The organism is Pelagibius litoralis, assembly GCF_011683915.1.
Classification (GTDB): Bacteria; Pseudomonadota; Alphaproteobacteria; order Kiloniellales; family Kiloniellaceae; genus Pelagibius; species Pelagibius litoralis.
This window is the reverse complement of the sequence record NZ_JAAQPH010000018.1, coordinates 16,601-34,596: the sequence shown is the minus strand read 5'-3', so window position 1 is coordinate 34,596 and position 17,996 is coordinate 16,601. Positions and strand designations below refer to the sequence as shown.

13 protein-coding genes and 1 tRNA gene are annotated in these 17,996 nt (G+C 63.8%); 8 read left to right on the top strand and 6 right to left on the bottom strand.

What is annotated here, in order from left to right; translation table 11 throughout:
* Positions 1-57 precede the first annotated feature (57 nt).
* From HBA54_RS20730 to HBA54_RS20720, 3 genes are all read left to right on the top strand, one after another.
* Entirely contained in the window at positions 58-1,989 is a 1,932-nt protein-coding gene (locus HBA54_RS20730; RefSeq protein ID WP_167228237.1) for a polysaccharide biosynthesis protein, read from the top strand.
* 107 nt (positions 1,990-2,096) lie between these two features.
* A complete protein-coding gene (gene purH / locus HBA54_RS20725) occupies positions 2,097-3,677 on the top strand; it encodes a bifunctional phosphoribosylaminoimidazolecarboxamide formyltransferase/IMP cyclohydrolase (RefSeq protein WP_167228235.1) in 1,581 nt (526 codons plus the stop codon).
* A 174-nt stretch (positions 3,678-3,851) separates the two neighbouring features.
* Positions 3,852-4,970 (top strand): response regulator, encoded by a 1,119-nt coding sequence (locus tag HBA54_RS20720; protein WP_167228233.1) that lies wholly within the window; start codon positions 3,852-3,854, stop codon positions 4,968-4,970.
* Positions 4,971-4,977: 7 nt separating this feature from the next.
* Here HBA54_RS20720 and HBA54_RS20715 read toward each other — a convergent pair whose 3' ends face one another.
* Positions 4,978-5,865 (bottom strand): LysR family transcriptional regulator, encoded by an 888-nt coding sequence (locus HBA54_RS20715; RefSeq protein ID WP_167228231.1) that lies wholly within the window; start codon positions 5,863-5,865, stop codon positions 4,978-4,980.
* Between the two features lie 159 nt (positions 5,866-6,024).
* Between HBA54_RS20715 and HBA54_RS20710 the strand changes: the two genes are divergently transcribed.
* Positions 6,025-6,243 (top strand): hypothetical protein, encoded by a 219-nt coding sequence (locus HBA54_RS20710; RefSeq protein ID WP_167228229.1) that lies wholly within the window; start codon positions 6,025-6,027, stop codon positions 6,241-6,243.
* Between the two features lie 39 nt (positions 6,244-6,282).
* Here the strand turns inward: HBA54_RS20710 and HBA54_RS20705 are convergent, their stop codons facing one another.
* On the bottom strand, positions 6,283-7,584 hold the full coding sequence (locus HBA54_RS20705; RefSeq protein ID WP_167228227.1) for an MFS transporter: 1,302 nt from the start codon (positions 7,582-7,584) through the stop codon (positions 6,283-6,285).
* A 101-nt stretch (positions 7,585-7,685) separates the two neighbouring features.
* Between HBA54_RS20705 and HBA54_RS20700 the strand changes: the two genes are divergently transcribed.
* The gene (locus HBA54_RS20700; RefSeq protein WP_167228225.1) at positions 7,686-8,000 is read left to right on the top strand and encodes a YbjQ family protein; all 315 of its coding nucleotides are present in this window, start codon (positions 7,686-7,688) and stop codon (positions 7,998-8,000) included.
* Between the two features lie 205 nt (positions 8,001-8,205).
* On the opposite strand, the gene HBA54_RS20695 is transcribed toward HBA54_RS20700, so the two are convergent.
* The 3 genes from HBA54_RS20695 to HBA54_RS20685 all read right to left on the bottom strand — a co-directional run bounded on the left by HBA54_RS20695 (position 8,206) and on the right by HBA54_RS20685 (position 14,936).
* Positions 8,206-13,059 carry an NAD-glutamate dehydrogenase gene (locus HBA54_RS20695; RefSeq protein WP_167228223.1) on the bottom strand — a complete coding sequence of 1,618 codons (4,854 nt, stop codon included), beginning with the start codon at positions 13,057-13,059 and terminating at the stop codon, positions 8,206-8,208.
* Between the two features lie 293 nt (positions 13,060-13,352).
* A complete protein-coding gene (locus HBA54_RS20690) occupies positions 13,353-14,537 on the bottom strand; it encodes a hypothetical protein (protein ID WP_167228221.1) in 1,185 nt (394 codons plus the stop codon).
* Positions 14,538-14,735: 198 nt separating this feature from the next.
* Positions 14,736-14,936: a hypothetical protein gene (locus HBA54_RS20685; RefSeq protein ID WP_167228183.1), complete on the bottom strand. Its 201-nt coding sequence runs from the start codon at positions 14,934-14,936 to the stop codon at positions 14,736-14,738.
* A gap of 83 nt (positions 14,937-15,019) precedes the next feature.
* Here HBA54_RS20685 and HBA54_RS20680 point away from each other — a divergent pair, with 83 nt between their 5' ends.
* Entirely contained in the window at positions 15,020-15,931 is a 912-nt protein-coding gene (locus HBA54_RS20680; RefSeq protein ID WP_167228219.1) for a LysR substrate-binding domain-containing protein, read from the top strand.
* Positions 15,932-16,036: 105 nt separating this feature from the next.
* On the opposite strand, the gene HBA54_RS20675 is transcribed toward HBA54_RS20680, so the two are convergent.
* Positions 16,037-16,111 (bottom strand) — tRNA-Gly (locus HBA54_RS20675).
* 182 nt (positions 16,112-16,293) lie between these two features.
* Between HBA54_RS20675 and HBA54_RS20670 the strand changes: the two genes are divergently transcribed.
* Positions 16,294-16,824, top strand: a complete 531-nt coding sequence (locus HBA54_RS20670; RefSeq protein ID WP_167228217.1) for a prolyl-tRNA synthetase associated domain-containing protein — start codon at positions 16,294-16,296, stop codon at positions 16,822-16,824.
* 213 nt (positions 16,825-17,037) lie between these two features.
* Positions 17,038-17,976 carry a thioredoxin gene (gene trxA, locus HBA54_RS20665; RefSeq protein WP_167228215.1) on the top strand — a complete coding sequence of 313 codons (939 nt, stop codon included), beginning with the start codon at positions 17,038-17,040 and terminating at the stop codon, positions 17,974-17,976.
* Positions 17,977-17,996 lie beyond the last annotated feature (20 nt).

Sequence of the window (17,996 nt, the reverse complement as noted above, 5' to 3'; positions counted from 1 at the left end):
CGCTTCGGCGGCGCAACGGCGCAGACTCGCAGGGGCAAGGGGAAACAAGGAATACCGATGAAGCTGGGCTCGGCCAGATTCCCAAGACAGATTGTTGCCTTCTTCCATGACCTCTTCATGGCGGCGGCAGCCTTTCTGATCGCCCTGGTCCTGCGCTTGGGTGACGCCGCCTGGGACTCTTTCACCAGCGGTCTCTGGCAGCCGATGCTGCTCTTCACCGCCGTCTGCGGCCTGGTATTTCTGACAACGGGTCTCTACCGCGGCGTCTGGCGTTATGCCTCGATGAACGATCTGGTGGCGATCATCCGGGCGGTGTCCCTGGCCCTGGCGATTTTCCTGCCGGTCACCTTCCTGATCACCCGCCTGGATGACCTGCCGCGTTCCTGGCTGGTCATCAGCTGGTTTGTCCTGATCTTCCTGCTCGGCGCCCCACGCATGACCTACCGCGTGTTCAAGGACCAGGGGTTCCGCCATCTTCTGGAGCACGACCGCCATAGCCGCGTGCCGGTGCTGCTGATCGGTGCCGGCGACGCCGCGGAAACCTTCATCCGTGAAATGGCCCGCGACCGTGACGGCCCCTTCGAGGTGCTCGGCGTGATCGACGAGAAGGGCATGCGGACCGGCCGTCATATTCATGGGGTGAGGATTTTCGGCACGTTGGACGACCTGCCGGATGTCGTCGCCCGGCTGGCCAAACGGGAGCGTAAACCCCAGCGCCTTATCCTGACCAAACCCCTGACCCGCGACGAGTTGGAAGCCCTGCTGCACTATGCCGACACCCAGGGCGCAACGGTCGCGCGCCTGCCGCGCCTGACTGACTTCAGCGGCGGCGTCGAAGACCGCCTGCACATCCGGCCGATCGCCATCGAAGATCTGTTGGGCCGCACCCAGACCAAGCTCGACCGCCCGGCAATGGAAGCGCTGATCAAAGGCCGCCGCGTGCTGGTGACGGGGGCCGGCGGGTCCATCGGCGCCGAACTTGTCCGCCAGATCGCAGCCTTCGCACCGGCGCAGCTGACCCTCTTCGATAACTCCGAGTTCAACCTCTACAGCATCGACATGGAGCTGGCCGAGCGGCACGCGGCGTTGGACCGCCTGGCGCTGATCGGCGACGTGCGCGACGCGCAGCGGGTCGACCGGCTGATCAAGGAAGCGGCGCCCGACCTGGTGTTCCACGCCGCGGCGCTGAAACACGTGCCGCTGGTCGAGCACAACCCGCTGGAAGGTGTTCACACCAACGTGCTGGGCACGCGCAACATGGCCGATGCCTGCCGCCGGGCCGGGGTCGCGGCGATGGTGCTGGTGTCCACCGACAAGGCCATCAACCCGCCGAACGTGATGGGCGCCACGAAACGTCTGGCGGAAAGCTATTGCCAGGCCCTGGATCTGCTGCGCCAGTCAAGCGGCAGCGGCACCCGCTTTGTCACCGTGCGTTTCGGCAATGTCCTGGGATCGACCGGCTCGGTGGTGCCGCTGTTTCAGCGCCAGCTCGCAGCGGGGGGCCCGCTGACCGTGACCGACCCGGAGATGACGCGCTACTTCATGACCATCCGCGAAGCCGTGGAGCTGGTGCTGCAGGCCTCTGCGCTCGGCAGTATCAGCCCGGCGGAAGAAGCGGGGCGGATCTACGTACTGGACATGGGCGAGCCGGTGAAAATCGTCGATCTGGCGCGTCAGATGATCCGCCTTTCCGGCCTCAGCCCGGACAAAGACGTCGAGATCACCTTCACCGGCCTCAGGCCCGGCGAGAAGATGCACGAGGAACTCTTTCACGGCGGCGAGGCGTTGATGCCCACCAGCCACCCGGGTTTGCACCAGGCCGCCCCGCGCACCGCGGATGCCGAACTGCTCGGCCGCAGCCTCGACGATCTTGCCCGCCTGGTCGCCCAGGGAAAACGCGTCGAGATTCTGCAGGCGCTGCATCGCCTGGTGCCCGAGTTCTGCGGCGAAGTTGCCGCTGCCCGCAAGGCCGCCGCCGCCGCATCTTGACGCCTCAGGATCTTGACGCTGGGGCCGGGGCCGCATAGAGCATGACCCGATAACCGCTGCCTTCAGATCCGCCGTTCCGCCAACAGCCCAACCGGAGTTGCCTGCCCATGCCGCTCGACACACCGACGCCCGTCAAACGCGCCCTTGTTTCAGTTTCCGACAAGACGGGCCTCGTTGAATTCGGGCGCTTTCTCAGCCAGCAGGGTGTCGAGATCCTGTCGACGGGGGGCTCCGCGCGCGCCCTGTCTGAGGCCGGCATCGCCGTCGTCGAGGTTGCCAGCCATACCGGCTTTCCGGAAATCATGGACGGCCGGGTGAAGACGCTGCACCCGAAGATTCACGGCGGCATTCTGGCCCGCCGCGATCTGCCCGAACACCTGGCGGCGATGGAGGAACACCAGATCGCCGGCATCGATATGGTCGTCTCCAACCTCTATCCCTTCGAAGCGACCCTGGCATCGAATGCCGACTTCGACACCTGCATCGAGAACATCGACATCGGCGGTCCCGCCATGGTGCGGGCCTCCGCCAAGAACCACGACTTCGTCACCATCGTCACCGACCCGGCGGACTATGCGGCCGTCCAGGCGGAGATGGCCGCCCAGGGCGGCGCCGTCGGGGCGGCGCTGCGCCGGCGCCTGGCGATGACTGCCTTCGCCCATACCGCCGCCTATGACGCGATGATCGCGCGCTGGCTGGCCGGCGAAGTGGGCGAGACCTTCCCCAAGCGCATGACCGCAAGCGGCAGCCTGCAGCAGACCCTGCGGTACGGCGAGAACCCCCATCAGGAAGCCGCCGTCTACCTGCAGGGCCCGGCCCGGCCCGGTGTCGCCACCGCCGCGCAGCTGCAAGGCAAGGAACTGAGCTACAACAATCTGAACGACACCAATGCGGCCTTCGAACTGGTCAGCGAGTTCGATGCCCCGACAGTCGCCATCATCAAGCACGCCAACCCCTGCGGCGTCGCAAGCCGGGGCGACCTCTTGGCCGCCTATGCCGAGGCGCTGGCCTGCGATCCGGTCTCTGCCTTCGGCGGCATTATCGCAATCAACCGCGCCCTGGATGCCGAAACCGCCGAAGAGATCTCAAAGCTCTTTGCCGAAGTGGTGATCGCCCCCGCCGTCGACGATGCCGCGCGCGCCGCCCTGGCGACGAAAAAGAATCTGAGGGTCCTGGTGACCGGGGCGATGGCCGATCCGGCGGCGGCCGGATTGGTGATGACCCCCCTGGCCGGCGGCTTCCTGGCCCAGAGCCGCGACAACGGAAGGATCACGCGCGAGGCCCTGAAGGTGGTCACCCGCCGGTCGCCCAGCGATCAGGAACTGGACGACATGATCTTCGCTTTCCGGGTCGCCAAACACGTGAAGTCGAATGCCATCGTCTATGCGCGCGACGGTGCCACCGTGGGCGTCGGGGCCGGCCAGATGAGCCGTATCGACTCCTCGCGGATTGCCGCCTGGAAAGCCCGTGAGGCGGCCGGCGAAGGTGTCGCCCCCAAGACCGAAGGCTCGGTGGTTGCCTCCGACGCGTTCTTCCCCTTTGCCGACGGTCTGCTCGCCGCGGCCGAGGCCGGCGCCACCGCGGTCATCCAGCCCGGCGGCTCCATGCGTGATGCGGAGGTAATCAAAGCGGCCGATGACGCGGGACTAGCAATGGTCTTCACTGGTTTGCGTCACTTTCGGCATTAGGGCGCGGTAAAGCTGGGTTCCTCCAACCGGCGCTCTTAGATTGTAGGCAATTTTTCATAAATTGCCTTTAGGTTTCGTGCTGGACGAAACCAGAGATTGCAATCAAACCGTGCAGTTGTCACAAATCAAATCAAGCGATGCTGGCAAGCGGCATCGGGGCGAGACCTGCGGCCCATGCTACAGCTGAACTGGGACAACATCACCATCATGGTGGTCGACGACAATTCCTTTATGCGGAACTTGATCGTGACCACGCTGCGCGCCCTGGGGATCGGCAATATCGCTACGCAGTCGAGTGCGCGCAGCGCGATCGAGACTTTGCAGGTGAGCCGGAAGAATCCGATCAAGGCAGGCATCGGCAGCATCGATATCGTGCTTTCCGATTTCGTGATGTCAGAGGTCGACGGCGCGCTTTTTCTGCGCTGGGTCCGCACCAGCCGGCAGGCGCCGGACCGTTTCGTTCCTTTTGTCATGGTCTCCGGCGCGGCGGACAAGGCAGTGGTCGAAAAGGCGCGCGACGCCGGTGTGACGGACTTCCTGGCCAAACCGTTTTCGGCCCGCTCCATGGCCGACCGCCTGCTGGAGGTAATCAAGAACCCCCGGCAGTTCGTTCTGGCGCCGAATTACTTCGGGCCGGACCGCCGGCGCCAGGACCGCATGGTGGATTGGCGCACCCTCTATGACGACGACACCAGGCTGCAGGCCGACCGCCGCATCACCCAGGCCTCGGACATCCAGGTCATCCACGCGCAATCGAACATCCGCAGCCTGCGTGATGACGTTCGCGCCATCTACTTCCGGCCGGCCAACAAACTGCGCGACAAGCTGGGGCCGAACGCCCTGCGCGGCCAGATCGATTTTGACCCGCTGGTGATCCAGGCGGCGGAAGAACGCATTCAGGAACTGGTCGGCGACTATTCGACCTGGGTGCGCAACTACCTGGACTCGATGACCGATTCCCACAACGCCCTGCGCCAGGGCGCGAAAGAAACCAAGCATCACGTCCTCAACATCAATCAGATCGCCCATGAGCTGCGCGGCCAGGGCGGGATTTTCGACTACCCCCTGATCACCGCCTTCGGCAAGTCGCTCTACGAAGCAACCATCGATACCAACGCGAAGATCACCGAGAACCGGCTGATGCTGGTCGAGGCCCACATCGATGCCATCCGGCTGGTCTTCACGGAAAAGGTCCGGGGCAAGGGCGGCGAGGTCGGCGGCGCCTTGCTGAAAGACATCGAAAAGGCGGTGAAGAAATACAGCGAACCGCCCAAGGTCTCCGCAGCCTCCTGATCCGCCTCTAATCGGCAAAGCGCTCCACCAGGAAGTCGACGAAGCAGCGGACCCGGGCCGAAAGGTGGCGGCCGGGCGGATAGACCACATTAATGGCGCTGTCCGGCCCGTGATACCGGGGCAGCACCTGCACCAGGCGGCCGGCCTTCAGATCTGGCCCGATCAGCCAGAGCGGCAGCAGCACCAGACCAACACCCGCCAGCGCCGAGGCCCGCAGTATGGTCGGATTGTTGGTCTCGACATTGCCGCTGACCGTCACCACGAACTCGGCGCCGGTCTCGTCCACAAGGTGCCAATCGTGGCGCTGCGCCCTGTAGGTGTAGACCAGGCAGTTGTGATCGGCGACTTCGCCGATCCGCCGCGGCGCGCCGTGTGCGTGCAGATAGCCGGGTGCCGCGGCCAGAACCCGATGATTGGCCGAGAGGCGGCGGCTGATGAGGCTGGAATCCTGCAGCTCGCCGATGCGCAGCGCCACATCGAAACCCTCGTCGACCATGTCCACGAAACGGTCGTTCACATCGATATCCAGATCCAGTTCCGGATAGCGGGCCAGAAAGTCCGGCAAAACCGGCAGAAAATGAAGCAGACCGAATCCGCTGGGCATGGTCACCCGCAGCCGCCCCTGCGGCGTCGCCCGCAGGCTGGAGACCGCCGCCGCCGCATCCTCCAGGTCGGTGAGGATCCGGCTGGCCCGCTCGTAAAAGGCCGCGCCCTCCTCGGTCAGGCTGAGACGCCGGGTGGTGCGGTTGAACAGCCGTACCGAAAGCCGGTCTTCCAGCCGCCCGATCTGCTTGCTGACCGCGGAGGGGGTGAGATCCAGGGCCCGGGCGGCGGCTGAAAAACTGCCCTCGCGCACGGTTCGCACAAAGACCGGAAGGCCTTCCAGGCTGTCCATCTTCGCCTCATTTGTGATTTTCAGGCACAAATCATATGCCAAAAAACAGAATTATCAATTAATTGGAACAGATCTATCCTTCAGGCTCGACAGGCATAAGGGCGCTTCGCTTAAAGGCGCCTCCCCCCAAAAAGCACCCTGTGGCGAGGAGAAACGATCATGACCCGAAGCCGGACACGTCAGGCGGCCGCTTCACACCCGAACCCACTGGCCTTCCCGGTCAAGGTTTCCACCGCAGAGGTGGAACGCGCCGTCGCCCGCGGCCGACGACTGCAGCACGAAGCACTGCGGGCGGCATTCGCCAGGGCTTTTGCGTTCTTGAAGGCGTCGCCCCGGCAGCGCGGCAGTGGCTTTTACCGCAAGCATCAGACCCACTGAAACCCCGCCGGAAAGATTGCCGGCCAGCGCGTCCGCAAATCAGCGCGCCTGGGGATCGCGGATCGGCCACAGCAGAACGAGGCCGAGCAGGAAAAAGACCAGGATGGTTGCCATGCCGGCGCGCTGGCTGTCGGCCATGACCGTCACCCAGCCGACCAGGGCGGGGCCCAGGAAAGCCGTCGCCTTGCCCGAAAGGGCGTAGAGACCGAAGAACTCGGCCCGCAGCTCCGCCGGCGCGACGCGGGCCATGAACGAGCGGCTGGCGGTCTGCGCCGGGCCGATAAAGACCCCGATGGCGCAGCCCAGCAGATAGAACCAAAGCTGGCTTTCGATCACCAGAATGGCGCCGCCCAGCAGCGTCAGCGCGGCGACCGAAACCAGGATCGTCGTCTTTGCCCCCACCAGGTCGTCCAACCAGGCGAAGGCGAAGGCGCCGAGGCCGGCGGTGACATTCAGCAGGATGCCGAAGATCAGAATATCCTCGAAACTCATCCCGAAGGTGCCGGCGGCATAGATGCCGCCGAAAGCAAAGAGCGTGTTCAGGCCGTCGGTGTAGAACATCCGGGCCAGCAGAAAGCGGCCGATCTGGCCGTGCTGCGGCAGCGCCCGCAAGGTCTGCCAGAGGCTTGCCAAACCGGCCCGCACCGCCCCGGCCGGCTTGAAAGGGCGCGGCTTTTCCCGCGCAAAAAGAAACAGCGGCACGGCAAAGACGGCAAACCACAGGCCGACAAACGGCCCGGTGATCCGCACCTCTTCGGCCATGGCCTTGTCCAGGCCGAAGAGCGGCACCTCCGGCATCACAAAGAGCACCAGGCAGAGGCCGAGACAAATCAGCCCGCCCAGGTAGCCCAGGGCCCCGGCCCAACCCGACAGGCGGCCGAGGTGGCTGTGCGGCGCCATGTCCGGCAGCATGGCGTTGTAGAAGACATGGCCGAATTCAAAGGCGGCATTGCCGAGCGCCACCAGCAGCAGGGCCGGCAGAATGAAGCGTGGGTCCGGCTCGATCCACCAGAGGCCCAGGGCCGCGCCGACGGAAAGCAGCGTGAAAAAACCGATCCAGGGTTTGCGCCCGCCACCCTGGTCGGCGATGGCACCGAGGATCGGCGCCAGCAGCGCCAGCACCAGACCGGAGATACTGAGTGCCATCCCCCACTGACCGGTGCCGAGCTCCGGCGTTTCGGCGACGCCGCGGGTGAAGTAGGCGGCAAAGACGAAGGTAACAATGACCGTGGGGTAGGAGGAATTCGCCCAGTCGTAAAAGCACCAGGCAATCGCGGCGCCGCGGCGTCCGCGCCAGGGAGGAACGGCACCGATGCCGGGTTCTGCTGAATCGCTGGCCATCGATAGCCTCCTTGCTTCACAGCGCTCTAGCAGCTTTCCGCTGCCCGCTCAAGCCGTGTAGGCTGCCGGCTGCAACGCCTTGGACAAGGAGCTACTGGGGAATGCTGATCGTTACCACCGACGCCATCGAGGGCAGAAAAGTTGTCGAGTATCTGGGTATCGTCTCGGGCGACGCCATCGTCGGCGCCAACATCTTTCGCGATGTTTTCGCCAGAGTGCGCGATGTTGTCGGCGGACGCGCCGGCGGCTACGAGAAAGCCCTGAAAGGCGCCAAGGAACACGCCCTGGAAGACATGGTGGAAGAAGCCCGGGCGCGTGGCGCCGACGCCGTGGTCGCCGTCGACCTGGACTATGAGGTGATCGGCGATTCGATGCTGATGGTTTCCGCCAACGGCACCGCCGTCAAGCTGGGCTAGCAAGCAGCTCAAGAAGGACTATGGCGCCTCTGGTCATCCTTCGAGACAGCCCCTAACGGGGCTTCCTCAGGATGAGGTTTCCTGTACTACAATTCGGTAGCCCCATGCTGAGGAGGCGCGAAGCGCCGTCTCGAAGCATGTCTGCGCCGAGCTCTCAATTTTTTCAGCGGCCTGCCAGAAGCTTGCCGGCTTCCCTCGAAACAGTTCAGCCGGAGACCATCGACTTCAGTTGCCGGTTGGCCACCGCCAGCATGGCGAAGTCAGGCGCGGCGGAAGCCTTCAGCTCTTCCAGCAGCTGCTCGGTGCGGTTGACCAGCGGCGCGCGCTTGGCCGACCAGCTGGCGATGACCTTTTCGGTTGCCGCGGCTTTCCCGTTGGCGCCCAGTACCCGGGTGGTCAGTTCGCTCTGGTGGCCGTAGAAATCGTCGATGATCGCGGTGACCGCCAACTTGTCCCAGGCCGTATCGGTCGGCAGGCCGCCGGCGGAGCGGCGCAGCCAGTCGAAGCCGAAGCGATCGCCGATGGTGAAGTAAGCCTCCGCCACCTTCTCGACCGGCCGCTTCAGAGAGCTCGCGATCCTCACGATATCGCAGACCGGGGCCAGGAAGGACAGGCTGGCGATGCGCTGCGCCAGGGCCTTGGGGGCACCCTGTTCGACCAGCTGCCGGCTGCGCTCCGCCAGATAGGTGCGGTCGGTCGGCGAGAGCAGGCTTTCGATGCGCTCCACCAGGGTGGCCACGCCGGCGCCGTAGTTGGCAATCTCTGTCGCGATGTCCAAAGACGGGCCGACCTCGCGCAGGAACCAGACCGTCTCCCGCTCGATCAACCGGCCGGTCTCGACCAGCATGCGCGATTGCAGCAAAGCAGGCACCTTGTTGTCCAAGGCCTCGATCTGTTCCCACAGCTTGCGCATGCCGAAGATCTCGCGCGTCACCAGATAGGCACGCACCACATCCTGCGGTGCCATGCCGGTCTTCTCGCGCACCTCGTGAACGAAATTGATGCCGACACGATTGACCAGGTCGTTGCTGACCACGGTCACGACGATCTCGCGCTGCAGGCGGTGGCGCGCGATCTCCTCGGCATAGGGCGCGCGCAGCGGCTTGGGGAAATAGTCGGTCAGATCGTCGGCGAAGTAGGGATCGTCCGGCAGGTTGGAGCCGAGAAGCTCGTCATAGAGCACCAGTTTGGAATAGGACAGCAGCACCGCGACCTCGGGCCGGGTCAAGCCCTCGCCGCGTTTCATCCGTTCCAGCACCGCCTCGTCGTCGGGCAGGAATTCGATGTCGCGGTCCAGCAGGCCGTCTTTTTCCAGGGCCCGCATGAAGCGCGCGAAGCGGTCGAGCAGATGCCCACCCAGTTCGTGGGTCACGGTGATCGCCTGGCTCTGCAGATAGTTGTCGCGCAGGCACTGCTCGCCGACCTCATCGGTCATCTTTTCCAGCAGGCGGTCGCGTTGCTTGCGGGTCATGCTGCCGGCCGCTTCGACCCCGCCGAGCAGGATCTTGATGTTCACCTCGTGATCGGAACAGTCGACGCCGGCCGAATTGTCGATGAAGTCGGTGTTGCTGCGCCCGCCGGCCATGCCGTATTCGATGCGGCCAAGCTGGGTGACACCCAGGTTCGCCCCCTCGCCGATCACCTTGGCACCGACCCGGCTGCCGTTGATGCGGATGGCATCGTTGGCGCGGTCGCCGACGTCGAGATCGCTCTCGCTCGCCGCCTTCACATAGGTGCCGATACCCCCGAACCAGAGCAGCTCCATATCCGCCAGCAGCATGGCCTTGATCAGCTCGTTGGGCGTCACGCTGTCCTTGGAGACAGCAAAGAGTTTTTTCATCGCCGCCGAGACAGCAATCGACTTGGCGCTGCGCTCAAAGATGCCGCCGCCTTTGGAGATCAGTTCCTCATTGTAATCGGCCCAGCCGGAGCGCGGCAGATCGAAGAGGCGCTTGCGTTCCTGCCAGCTGCGCGCCGCATCCGGATCGGGATCGACGAAGATGTGCATGTGATTGAAAGCGCCGACCAGTTTGATGTGCTTTGACAGCAGCATGCCGTTGCCGAAGACGTCGCCTGACATGTCGCCGCAGCCGACACAGGTGAAGTCCTCGTTCTGGATATCCTTGCCGAGTTCGCGGAAGTGCCGCTTCACCGATTCCCAGCCGCCGCGCGCGGTGATGCCCATCTTCTTGTGGTCGTAGCCGGCCGAGCCGCCGGACGCAAAAGCATCGTCGAGCCAGAAGCCGTAGTCGGCGGACACGCCGTTGGCGATGTCGGAGAAGGTCGCCGTGCCCTTGTCCGCCGCCACCACCAGATAGGGGTCGTCCCCATCGTAGCGGGTGACCTGCTTCGGCGGTATCACGCGATTGCTCTTCAGGTTGTCGGTGATGTCCAGCAGACCGCGGATGAATGTCTTGTAGCATTCGATACCGGCCGCCAGGAAAGCGTCGCGCCCGGCGTCGGGCGGCGGTGGCTGTTTCATCACGAAACCGCCCTTGGAGCCGACCGGCACGATGACCGTGTTCTTCACCTGCTGCGCCTTCACCAGGCCCAGGACCTCGGTGCGGAAATCCTCCTGCCTGTCGGACCAGCGCAGGCCGCCGCGGGCAACCATGCCGAAGCGCAGATGCACCCCTTCGACGGCGGGGCTGTAGACAAAGATCTCCCGCAGCGGCTGCGGCTGCGGCAGTTCCTCAATGGCCCGGGAATCGAACTTGAAGGAACAATAGATCTTCTCGCCGCCGCCGGCCGCCGGCTGGAAGAAGTTGGTCCTGAGGGTGGAGAGGATAAGGTTCAGATAGCGGCGGATGATCCGGTCTTCGTCCAGGTTCGAAACCTGATCGAGCAGGCCTTGAATCCTGGTGACGATCTTCTTGCTCTGCCGCTCCGCCGACTTCGCATTGGAGGGCTCGAAACGTGCCAGGAAGAGATCCACCAACAACCGCGTCAGCTTCGGATTGCGCACGAGCGTCGCTTCCATATAGGCTTGGCTGAAGGGTATCCGCGCCTGGCGCAGATATTTGCAGTAAGCCCGCAGGATGATCACTTCGCGCGCCGTGAGGCCGGCATGGAGGACGAGCTTGTTGAAGCCGTCGTTCTCCATCTCGCCGTGCCAGACCCGGGCGAAGGCATCGTGGAAGGCATCGCGCACCGCATCCAGATCGATGGCCGCCGCACCCTCGGCGATCATGTCGAAGTCGTGCATCCAGATCGGTTCCCTACGGTCCGGAATCTCGATGTCGAAAGGAATTTCGCCGATGACCCTCAAGCCCATGTTCTCCAGCATCGGCAGGATGTCGGACAGCGGCACCGGGTTGTCGAGAATATAGATCTTGAAATGCAGCAGCTCCTCCGGGCCGTCATCGGGCCGGTAGAGGTTCATCGCCAGGTCGTTGGAGTTCAGGGCCTCTTCGATCCGCTCGATATCGAAGACCGCCGTCGTCGAATCGAAATGACGCTGATAGCTCGGCGGGAAGGCGCGCTCGTAGCGCACGCGCCGGCGCAGACCCCGCTGTTCGCCAAGCTCGGCGACCAGTGCCTCCTCCAGCAGGTCGCTCCACGACCGCGAGGCCTGGACCAGGTCCTGCTCCAGTTTGGTCATGTTGACCGGCGGGATCTTGCCGGGCTTGGTCTTGATGATCAGGTGCAGGCGGGCCAGCACCTCGTCGCTCATCTGGGTCGAAAAGGCCGCGCAGTGGCCGTCATAAGCATCGGAGAGAATGTCTTGAAGCTTGCGGCGCAGGCTGGTGTCGTAGCGGTCGCGCGGCACGTAGACCATGCAGGAGACGAAGCGCTCGAAGGGGTCGCGGCGCACGAAAAGCGCGGTGCGCTGGCGTTCCTGCAGGTGCAGCACGCCGGTGGCGATCTGGCTCAGTTCCTCGACGGGAATCTGAAACAGCTCGTCGCGCGGATAGGTTTCCAGGATGTGGGTCAGGGCCTTGCCGTCGTGGCTGCGCTCCTCAAAGCCGGAGAGCTTCATCGCCGCGTCGATCTTCTGGCGCAGCAACGGAATGGAGGAGGGTGAGCGCGAATAGGCGATCGAGGTGAAAAGCCCGACGAACAGCCGCTCGCCGGTGACATCGCCCTTCTTGTCGAAGGTCTTGACCGCCACGGTATCCAGATGGACCGAGCGATGCACCGTGCTGCGCCGGTTGCCCTTGGTGACGCGGAGCAGCTGGGGCTTGCGCACGAAGTCCCGCACTTCCGGCGGCAGCTTGCCCAGGTCACGCAGGCCGTCGAAGACCCGCACGTCATTGCTGCGCAGAACACCCAGCCCGCTGTGCTTTTTGATCTTGGTGACGGCATTGCCGCCGCGGCCGTGGAAGCTGAAGTCGCGATAGCCCAGGAACGTGAAGTGGTCGTCGTTCATCCACTTCAGGAACTCCAGACCCTCCGAGATCTCCCCCACCGGCAGCATCGGCGGCGAGGTCTCGAGCTCGGCAATCACCTCCGCACAGCGTTCGCGCATCGTCGGCCAGTCTTCGACCGAGGCCCTGACGTCGCTGAGCACGGCTTTGACCCCGGCGGTGATCTTGGCAAGGCGGTCCGCCGGCTGTTCGCTGATCTGGATCTGCATGACCGACTCGCGGGTCGGTGCCACCGCCCCGGGGACGGTGCTGGCCTTGGCCTCGATAAGCTTCAGCAGCTTGCCCTGTTCGTTCCGCCGCAGGGTCATGATCGGGTGAATCACCAGATGCACCTCGGCATCGTGGCGATTGATCTCGGCGGTGACCGAATCGACCAGGAACGGCATATCGTCGTTGATGATCTCAATAACACTGTGGGCGGTTTCCCAGCCGTCGGCCTTGAGATCCGGGTTGTAACCCCTGACCGAAGCCTTGCGGGGGACCCGGGTTTGGAGGCGGTCCCAGAGCGCCAGCGCACCGCCGGCCAGGTTCGCCGCGGTTTCCCCGCGCAGATCGCTGGGCGGCACGTTGGCAAAGAACTGACGCACAAAACCTTCGGCATTCTTGGATTTGGCTGCACTGAGGCGCTTGCGGACCCCCTGCAAGACCTGACTGATCAGTCGCGATCGCGCCTGTGCGCTGTTGCCTGCCATAGCGATTTCCCCCTACCGCGGAACCCTGTGATGAGACTCTTCGTTTTGGCCTTGAAGTCGCGAAACCCCGTCCGCCACCCGCCGCGAAATACTCCACGGCTTCTGAGCGAGCTGACTAGAGGCTAAACCATTATACCGGTAAAGGTGAACGAAGGATTTGTTTGGGCACGAAGCTTTGTTCACTGGCGGGGGCACCAGGGTCATCGCGCGCCGCAATTCGCAACTGACAAACGGCAACAATCAATCCACGCGACAGAACTCAGAGCCGCCGGAAAAGCGAAACCGCCATGACGTCATCGATGCGCGAAGAGATAGCGGCCGGTATCGGGGTTTCCACGGCGCCACATCACATTGTCGAGGCAATAATGATGGATGTTGATAAAAAGCCAACAGAGGAAGAGAAACAGCGTCGGCCCGAATACCGCTTCGTCGACCGCAACGGCAGCACTGAGAAGGTCCGGAAGACCCCAGAATCCGAGATATCCGAGCACAATGCCAACGGCCAGGAAACCTGAGAAACGCAAGGCAGGGCGCGTTGCGAACCAGCCAAAAGCTCTCTCCGTGCCGGGCGCCCCTGCGGTTTTTGCCCGTTCTGCGCGATCGCGATCCGCATTCAGCTGATAGCGCCAAACCACGACCAGATACTGCAGGGAATGACAGGCGGGGATCACCAGCAGAAACAGCGGATCGACGTTCAACAACAGCCAGGCATAGAGCGTGGTCAGATAGGCGATGGTCCCGTTGATCGGCAGCCGCCGGCCCTCACCCCACCATTTGCGCGCCAGCATCCACAGCATGGCGGCGGTGCTGCCGACACCGACCGCCATCGCCAGGATCACAAGCTGCTCCGGCAACTCAAAGGTATAGTAGGCCAAACCCCATATGTCATGCGCGCGAACCGCCCAGTTGGCGACCATCCAATCCGCCAGCCAGACAGCATAGGCGTTGATCAACAACACTTTCTTCTCTGCCTCGCTGAAGAACTGGCGTTTGAGGACCGAACACACGACCAGCATGCCGTAACCCTGTTTCACGTAATGCCAGCCGACGAGGAAGAGCATAAGATTTACGGCGAAACCGAGCCCCTGCAGATCCTGCAGCAGGACAGCCCCCAGGAAATAGACAAACAAGGCCAGCGGCACCAGGATGCCCGCAAAGACATAGCGCAGTCGCAACACCGGGTCGTAGTGCTGGCCGAAGGCCTTCTCCCGGAAACCCCGATAGAAGATCTGATAGGAGTGGGCGAAGTGAGGATGATTGATGATATTGGCCAGGGCCAGCATCACAACAGCCACCACGGGATAGCTGCTGACCGGCGGGCGACAGACCGCCAGAAGGGCGAAAAGAATCAGAGAGCCGCCGCCGAGACAGAGAAAATCGACGATCGGATGGAACAGGCAACCACGGCCTTCATCCTGCCTGATCTCTGCGGGCGCAGCAGAAGCGCGCGCCACCAGCATCGTCTCTTGCATCGCCATAGCATCACTTTCCCAGGTGTCTCCGCCCCGGGATTATGGCTGATACAGCCTCAGGAAATTATTAAGCCAGGATATCGAAGTCCCCCGGATTTCAACCGATTATCGGCCAAATAAAGAGGATTTGGCGCTCCTGGTCAGGCACTCCAGCCGGTAGATACCCCCGGCGGCCCGCCTAATCCGAATCGACGCTGCGGGGCCTTAGTCGTCTGCGACGACCCGGGGGTCGAAGGGCAGATCGCCGAGGTCGCGCTGCGACATCGCCTGCAAGGCCGGGTGCGAGAGCGGGTCGCGCCGCCAGGCGATCCGCCGCGCCGCGGCTTCGCCGTCCAGCCCGGGCGCCCGAAAGCGCTGCAGCAAGCCGGATAACGGATTGCGCCAGCGCTGCCAGATAAAATCCAAATGCCATACCATAGCTATAGATATGAAAGGCCTATGACTCTAATACACTGGCGTTTTTCGGGATCAGACTATAGATAAACTATATGAATGAACTGGCACGCCTGCATCTGAACGGGCTCCGGGCGCTGGAAGCCGCGGGGCGCCTGGGCAGCCTGACCGCCGCCGCCGCGGAGCTCGGCGTTTCCCTCGGCGCGGTCAGCCAGCAGGTTCTCAAGGCCGAAGCCCAGCTCGGCCAGGCGGTCTTCGTCCGCTCGTCGAAGGGCCTGCAGCCGACGGCTTTCGGCCATCAGGTTCTGCCCCATCTGAACGAAGGGTTCCGCCATCTCGCGGCGGCGGCGGCGCTGAGCCGCGCGGCGGAACAGAACAGCCTCACGGTCTCTGTTGCACCGGTCCTGGCGGCCAAATGGCTGGTGCCGCGGCTGAACCGTTTCACCGCGCGGGAACCGGATCTGAAGCTGCGTATTGAAGCCTCGATCGACCTGGCCGACCTGGACCACTCCGACGTCGATGTGGCCGTGCGCATCGGCAAGGGCGGTTGGCCCGGCGTGACCGCGGCGCACCTGCTGGACCACAAGGTCTTTCCGGTCTGCAGCCCGGCCCTGGCCGAGAAACTGACAAAACCGGAAGACCTCGCCGGCATTCCCGTCATTCGCGACAACGGGGCCATGTTCACCTGGGATGCCTGGCTGGCACCCGAAGGCCATCAGGGCCTCCACCTGAGCGAGGGCCCGGTCTACTCCGACGCCGCCTTGTGCCTGCAGGCCGCCATTGCCGGGCAAGGGGTGTTCCTCGCCTGGCCGACGCTGGCCCACTACGCCATCGCAAGCCGCCAGCTCGTCGCCCCCTTCCCCGGCCGCCACAGGACCGGTTTCGCCTATTGGCTGGTGACCTCCGCCCAACGCCCCAAGAGCGCCAAGCTGCGCGCCTTCGAGGCCTGGCTGCGCGAGGAGTTCGCCGCCTTCGCCGATGAAGAGGAAAGCCCGGCGGCAGGCTGAGTGAATGAGTCTGGCCGGCAAGACAGAGCGGGAAACCCGCCGAAACGAAAAAAGCGTCCCCTTTTATGAAGGAGACGCTTTGACGTCGCGAAGATCGCGAGAAACTGGAGCGGGCGATGAGATTCGAACTCACGACCCCAACCTTGGCAAGGTTGTGCTCTACCCCTGAGCTACGCCCGCATCGGCGAAGCGCGGAGATACCGCCTTTCGCCGTGCTTTGCAAGTCCTGCTTTTAACCGCCGGGACGGTCGTGGTTGCCGAATTCCCGCTTGCCCGACCTGCGGGCCCAAGGCTATTAGCCAATTGCTACTCAAGACTTAACACCGCCGTTTACCAGCACCGCGGGACAGGAGACAGGGACGATGGCCGAGACCGGCGCTTCACCAGAAACAGAAGAGGCCCTGCCGACGGCGCCGGAGACCCTGCTGGCCCGGCTCGAAAGCCTGGGCATCGCGGCCGAAACCGTCTCCCACCCGCCGGTTTTCACGGTGGAGCAGGCCAAGGCCCTGCGCGGCGAGCTGCCCGGCGCCCATATCAAGAATCTCTTCCTGCGCAACAAAAAGGGCAGGATGTGGCTGGTGACCTGCCTGGAGGACCGCGACATCGACCTGAAAGCCCTGGGCCAGCGGCTGGAGGCCGGCCGTTTTTCCTTCGGCAGCGCCGAGCGCCTGATGACCTATCTGGGCATCCGGCCGGGCTCGGTCACGCCCTTTGCGGTGATCAACGACAAGGACCAGGCGGTGACCATGGTGCTGGACAGCGGCGTCATGGCCCATGCGCTGGTCAACTGCCATCCGCTGATGAACGACCGGACCACGGCCATCAGCCCGCCGGACCTGATCCGCTTCCTGGAAGCCGAGGATCATGCGCCGCAAATGATCGACCTGGGATAGCCGACCTGGGCCATCGACGGGGGCAATAGCGGCCCGCGACATCGGGTGCACTTGCCTATTAGAGGCAAAGCAGCCATTTATGATAAGGGGATCGGGATTTCGGACGCCGGACAGCGGTGCCCCAGGGGCATCCGGAGGTTTCCTTGGGGTCATATGACCTTTGCCCCGACCAACCAAAAAGCAACACAACAGCAGTTGAACGGAAGACGTGAGATGGAACCGATAATCGGCGGCGGTGCTTCAGCCCCGGACATGGCAGGCGAAGCGCCCGCCGACCTTGTCAAGGAGAGCTCCCAGCAGGCTTTTGCGCAGGATGTCATCGAAGCGTCGATGAGCGTGCCTGTAATCGTCGATTTCTGGGCCCCCTGGTGCGGACCCTGCAAGCAGCTGGGGCCAATGCTTGAAACCGCCGTCAAGGCGGCACGCGGCGCCGTGCGCATGGTGAAGATCAACATCGACGAGAACCAGCAGCTCGCCGGACAGCTGCGCATCCAATCGATCCCCACGGTCTATGCCTTTTTCCAGGGACAGCCGGTGGACGGGTTCCAGGGCGCCCAGCCGGAAAGCGAAGTGAAGGCCTTTGTCGAGCGGCTGCGCCAGGCCGGCGAAGCCGGCAACGGGCCGAGCCCGGTCCAACAGGCGGTGGAGCAGGCCCAGGCGGCCCTGGAGGCCGGCGATACCGCCGCCGCCGCCGCTCTGTTTTCCCAGGTGTTGCAGCATGAGCCGGAAAACCCGGAAGCGCTTGCCGGATTGCTGGGCTGCTATCTGGCCAACGGCGATCTGGAAACCGCGCAGGAGATGTTCGACGGCCTGACCGACGAGCTAAAGAAAAACCCGGCATTTGCCTCCATCGGCGCGCAGCTCGACCTGCAGGCCCAGGCCGGCGATGCCGGAGAGATCCCCAAGCTGATGGAGCAGGTCGCCGCCAATCACAACGACCATCAGGCGCGCTTCGATCTGGCCATGGCGCTGCACGGCAACGGCCAGCAGCAGGCCGCCGCCGATGCGCTGCTGGAAATCATGCGCCGCGACCGAACATGGAACGACGATGGCGCGCGCAAGCAGCTCCTGACCTTTTTCGAGGCCTGGGGCCCGACCGACCCCCTGACCATCGAGACAAGGCGGCAGCTTTCGTCGCTGCTGTTTTCCTGATCCCCGCCGCTGCTGTTATC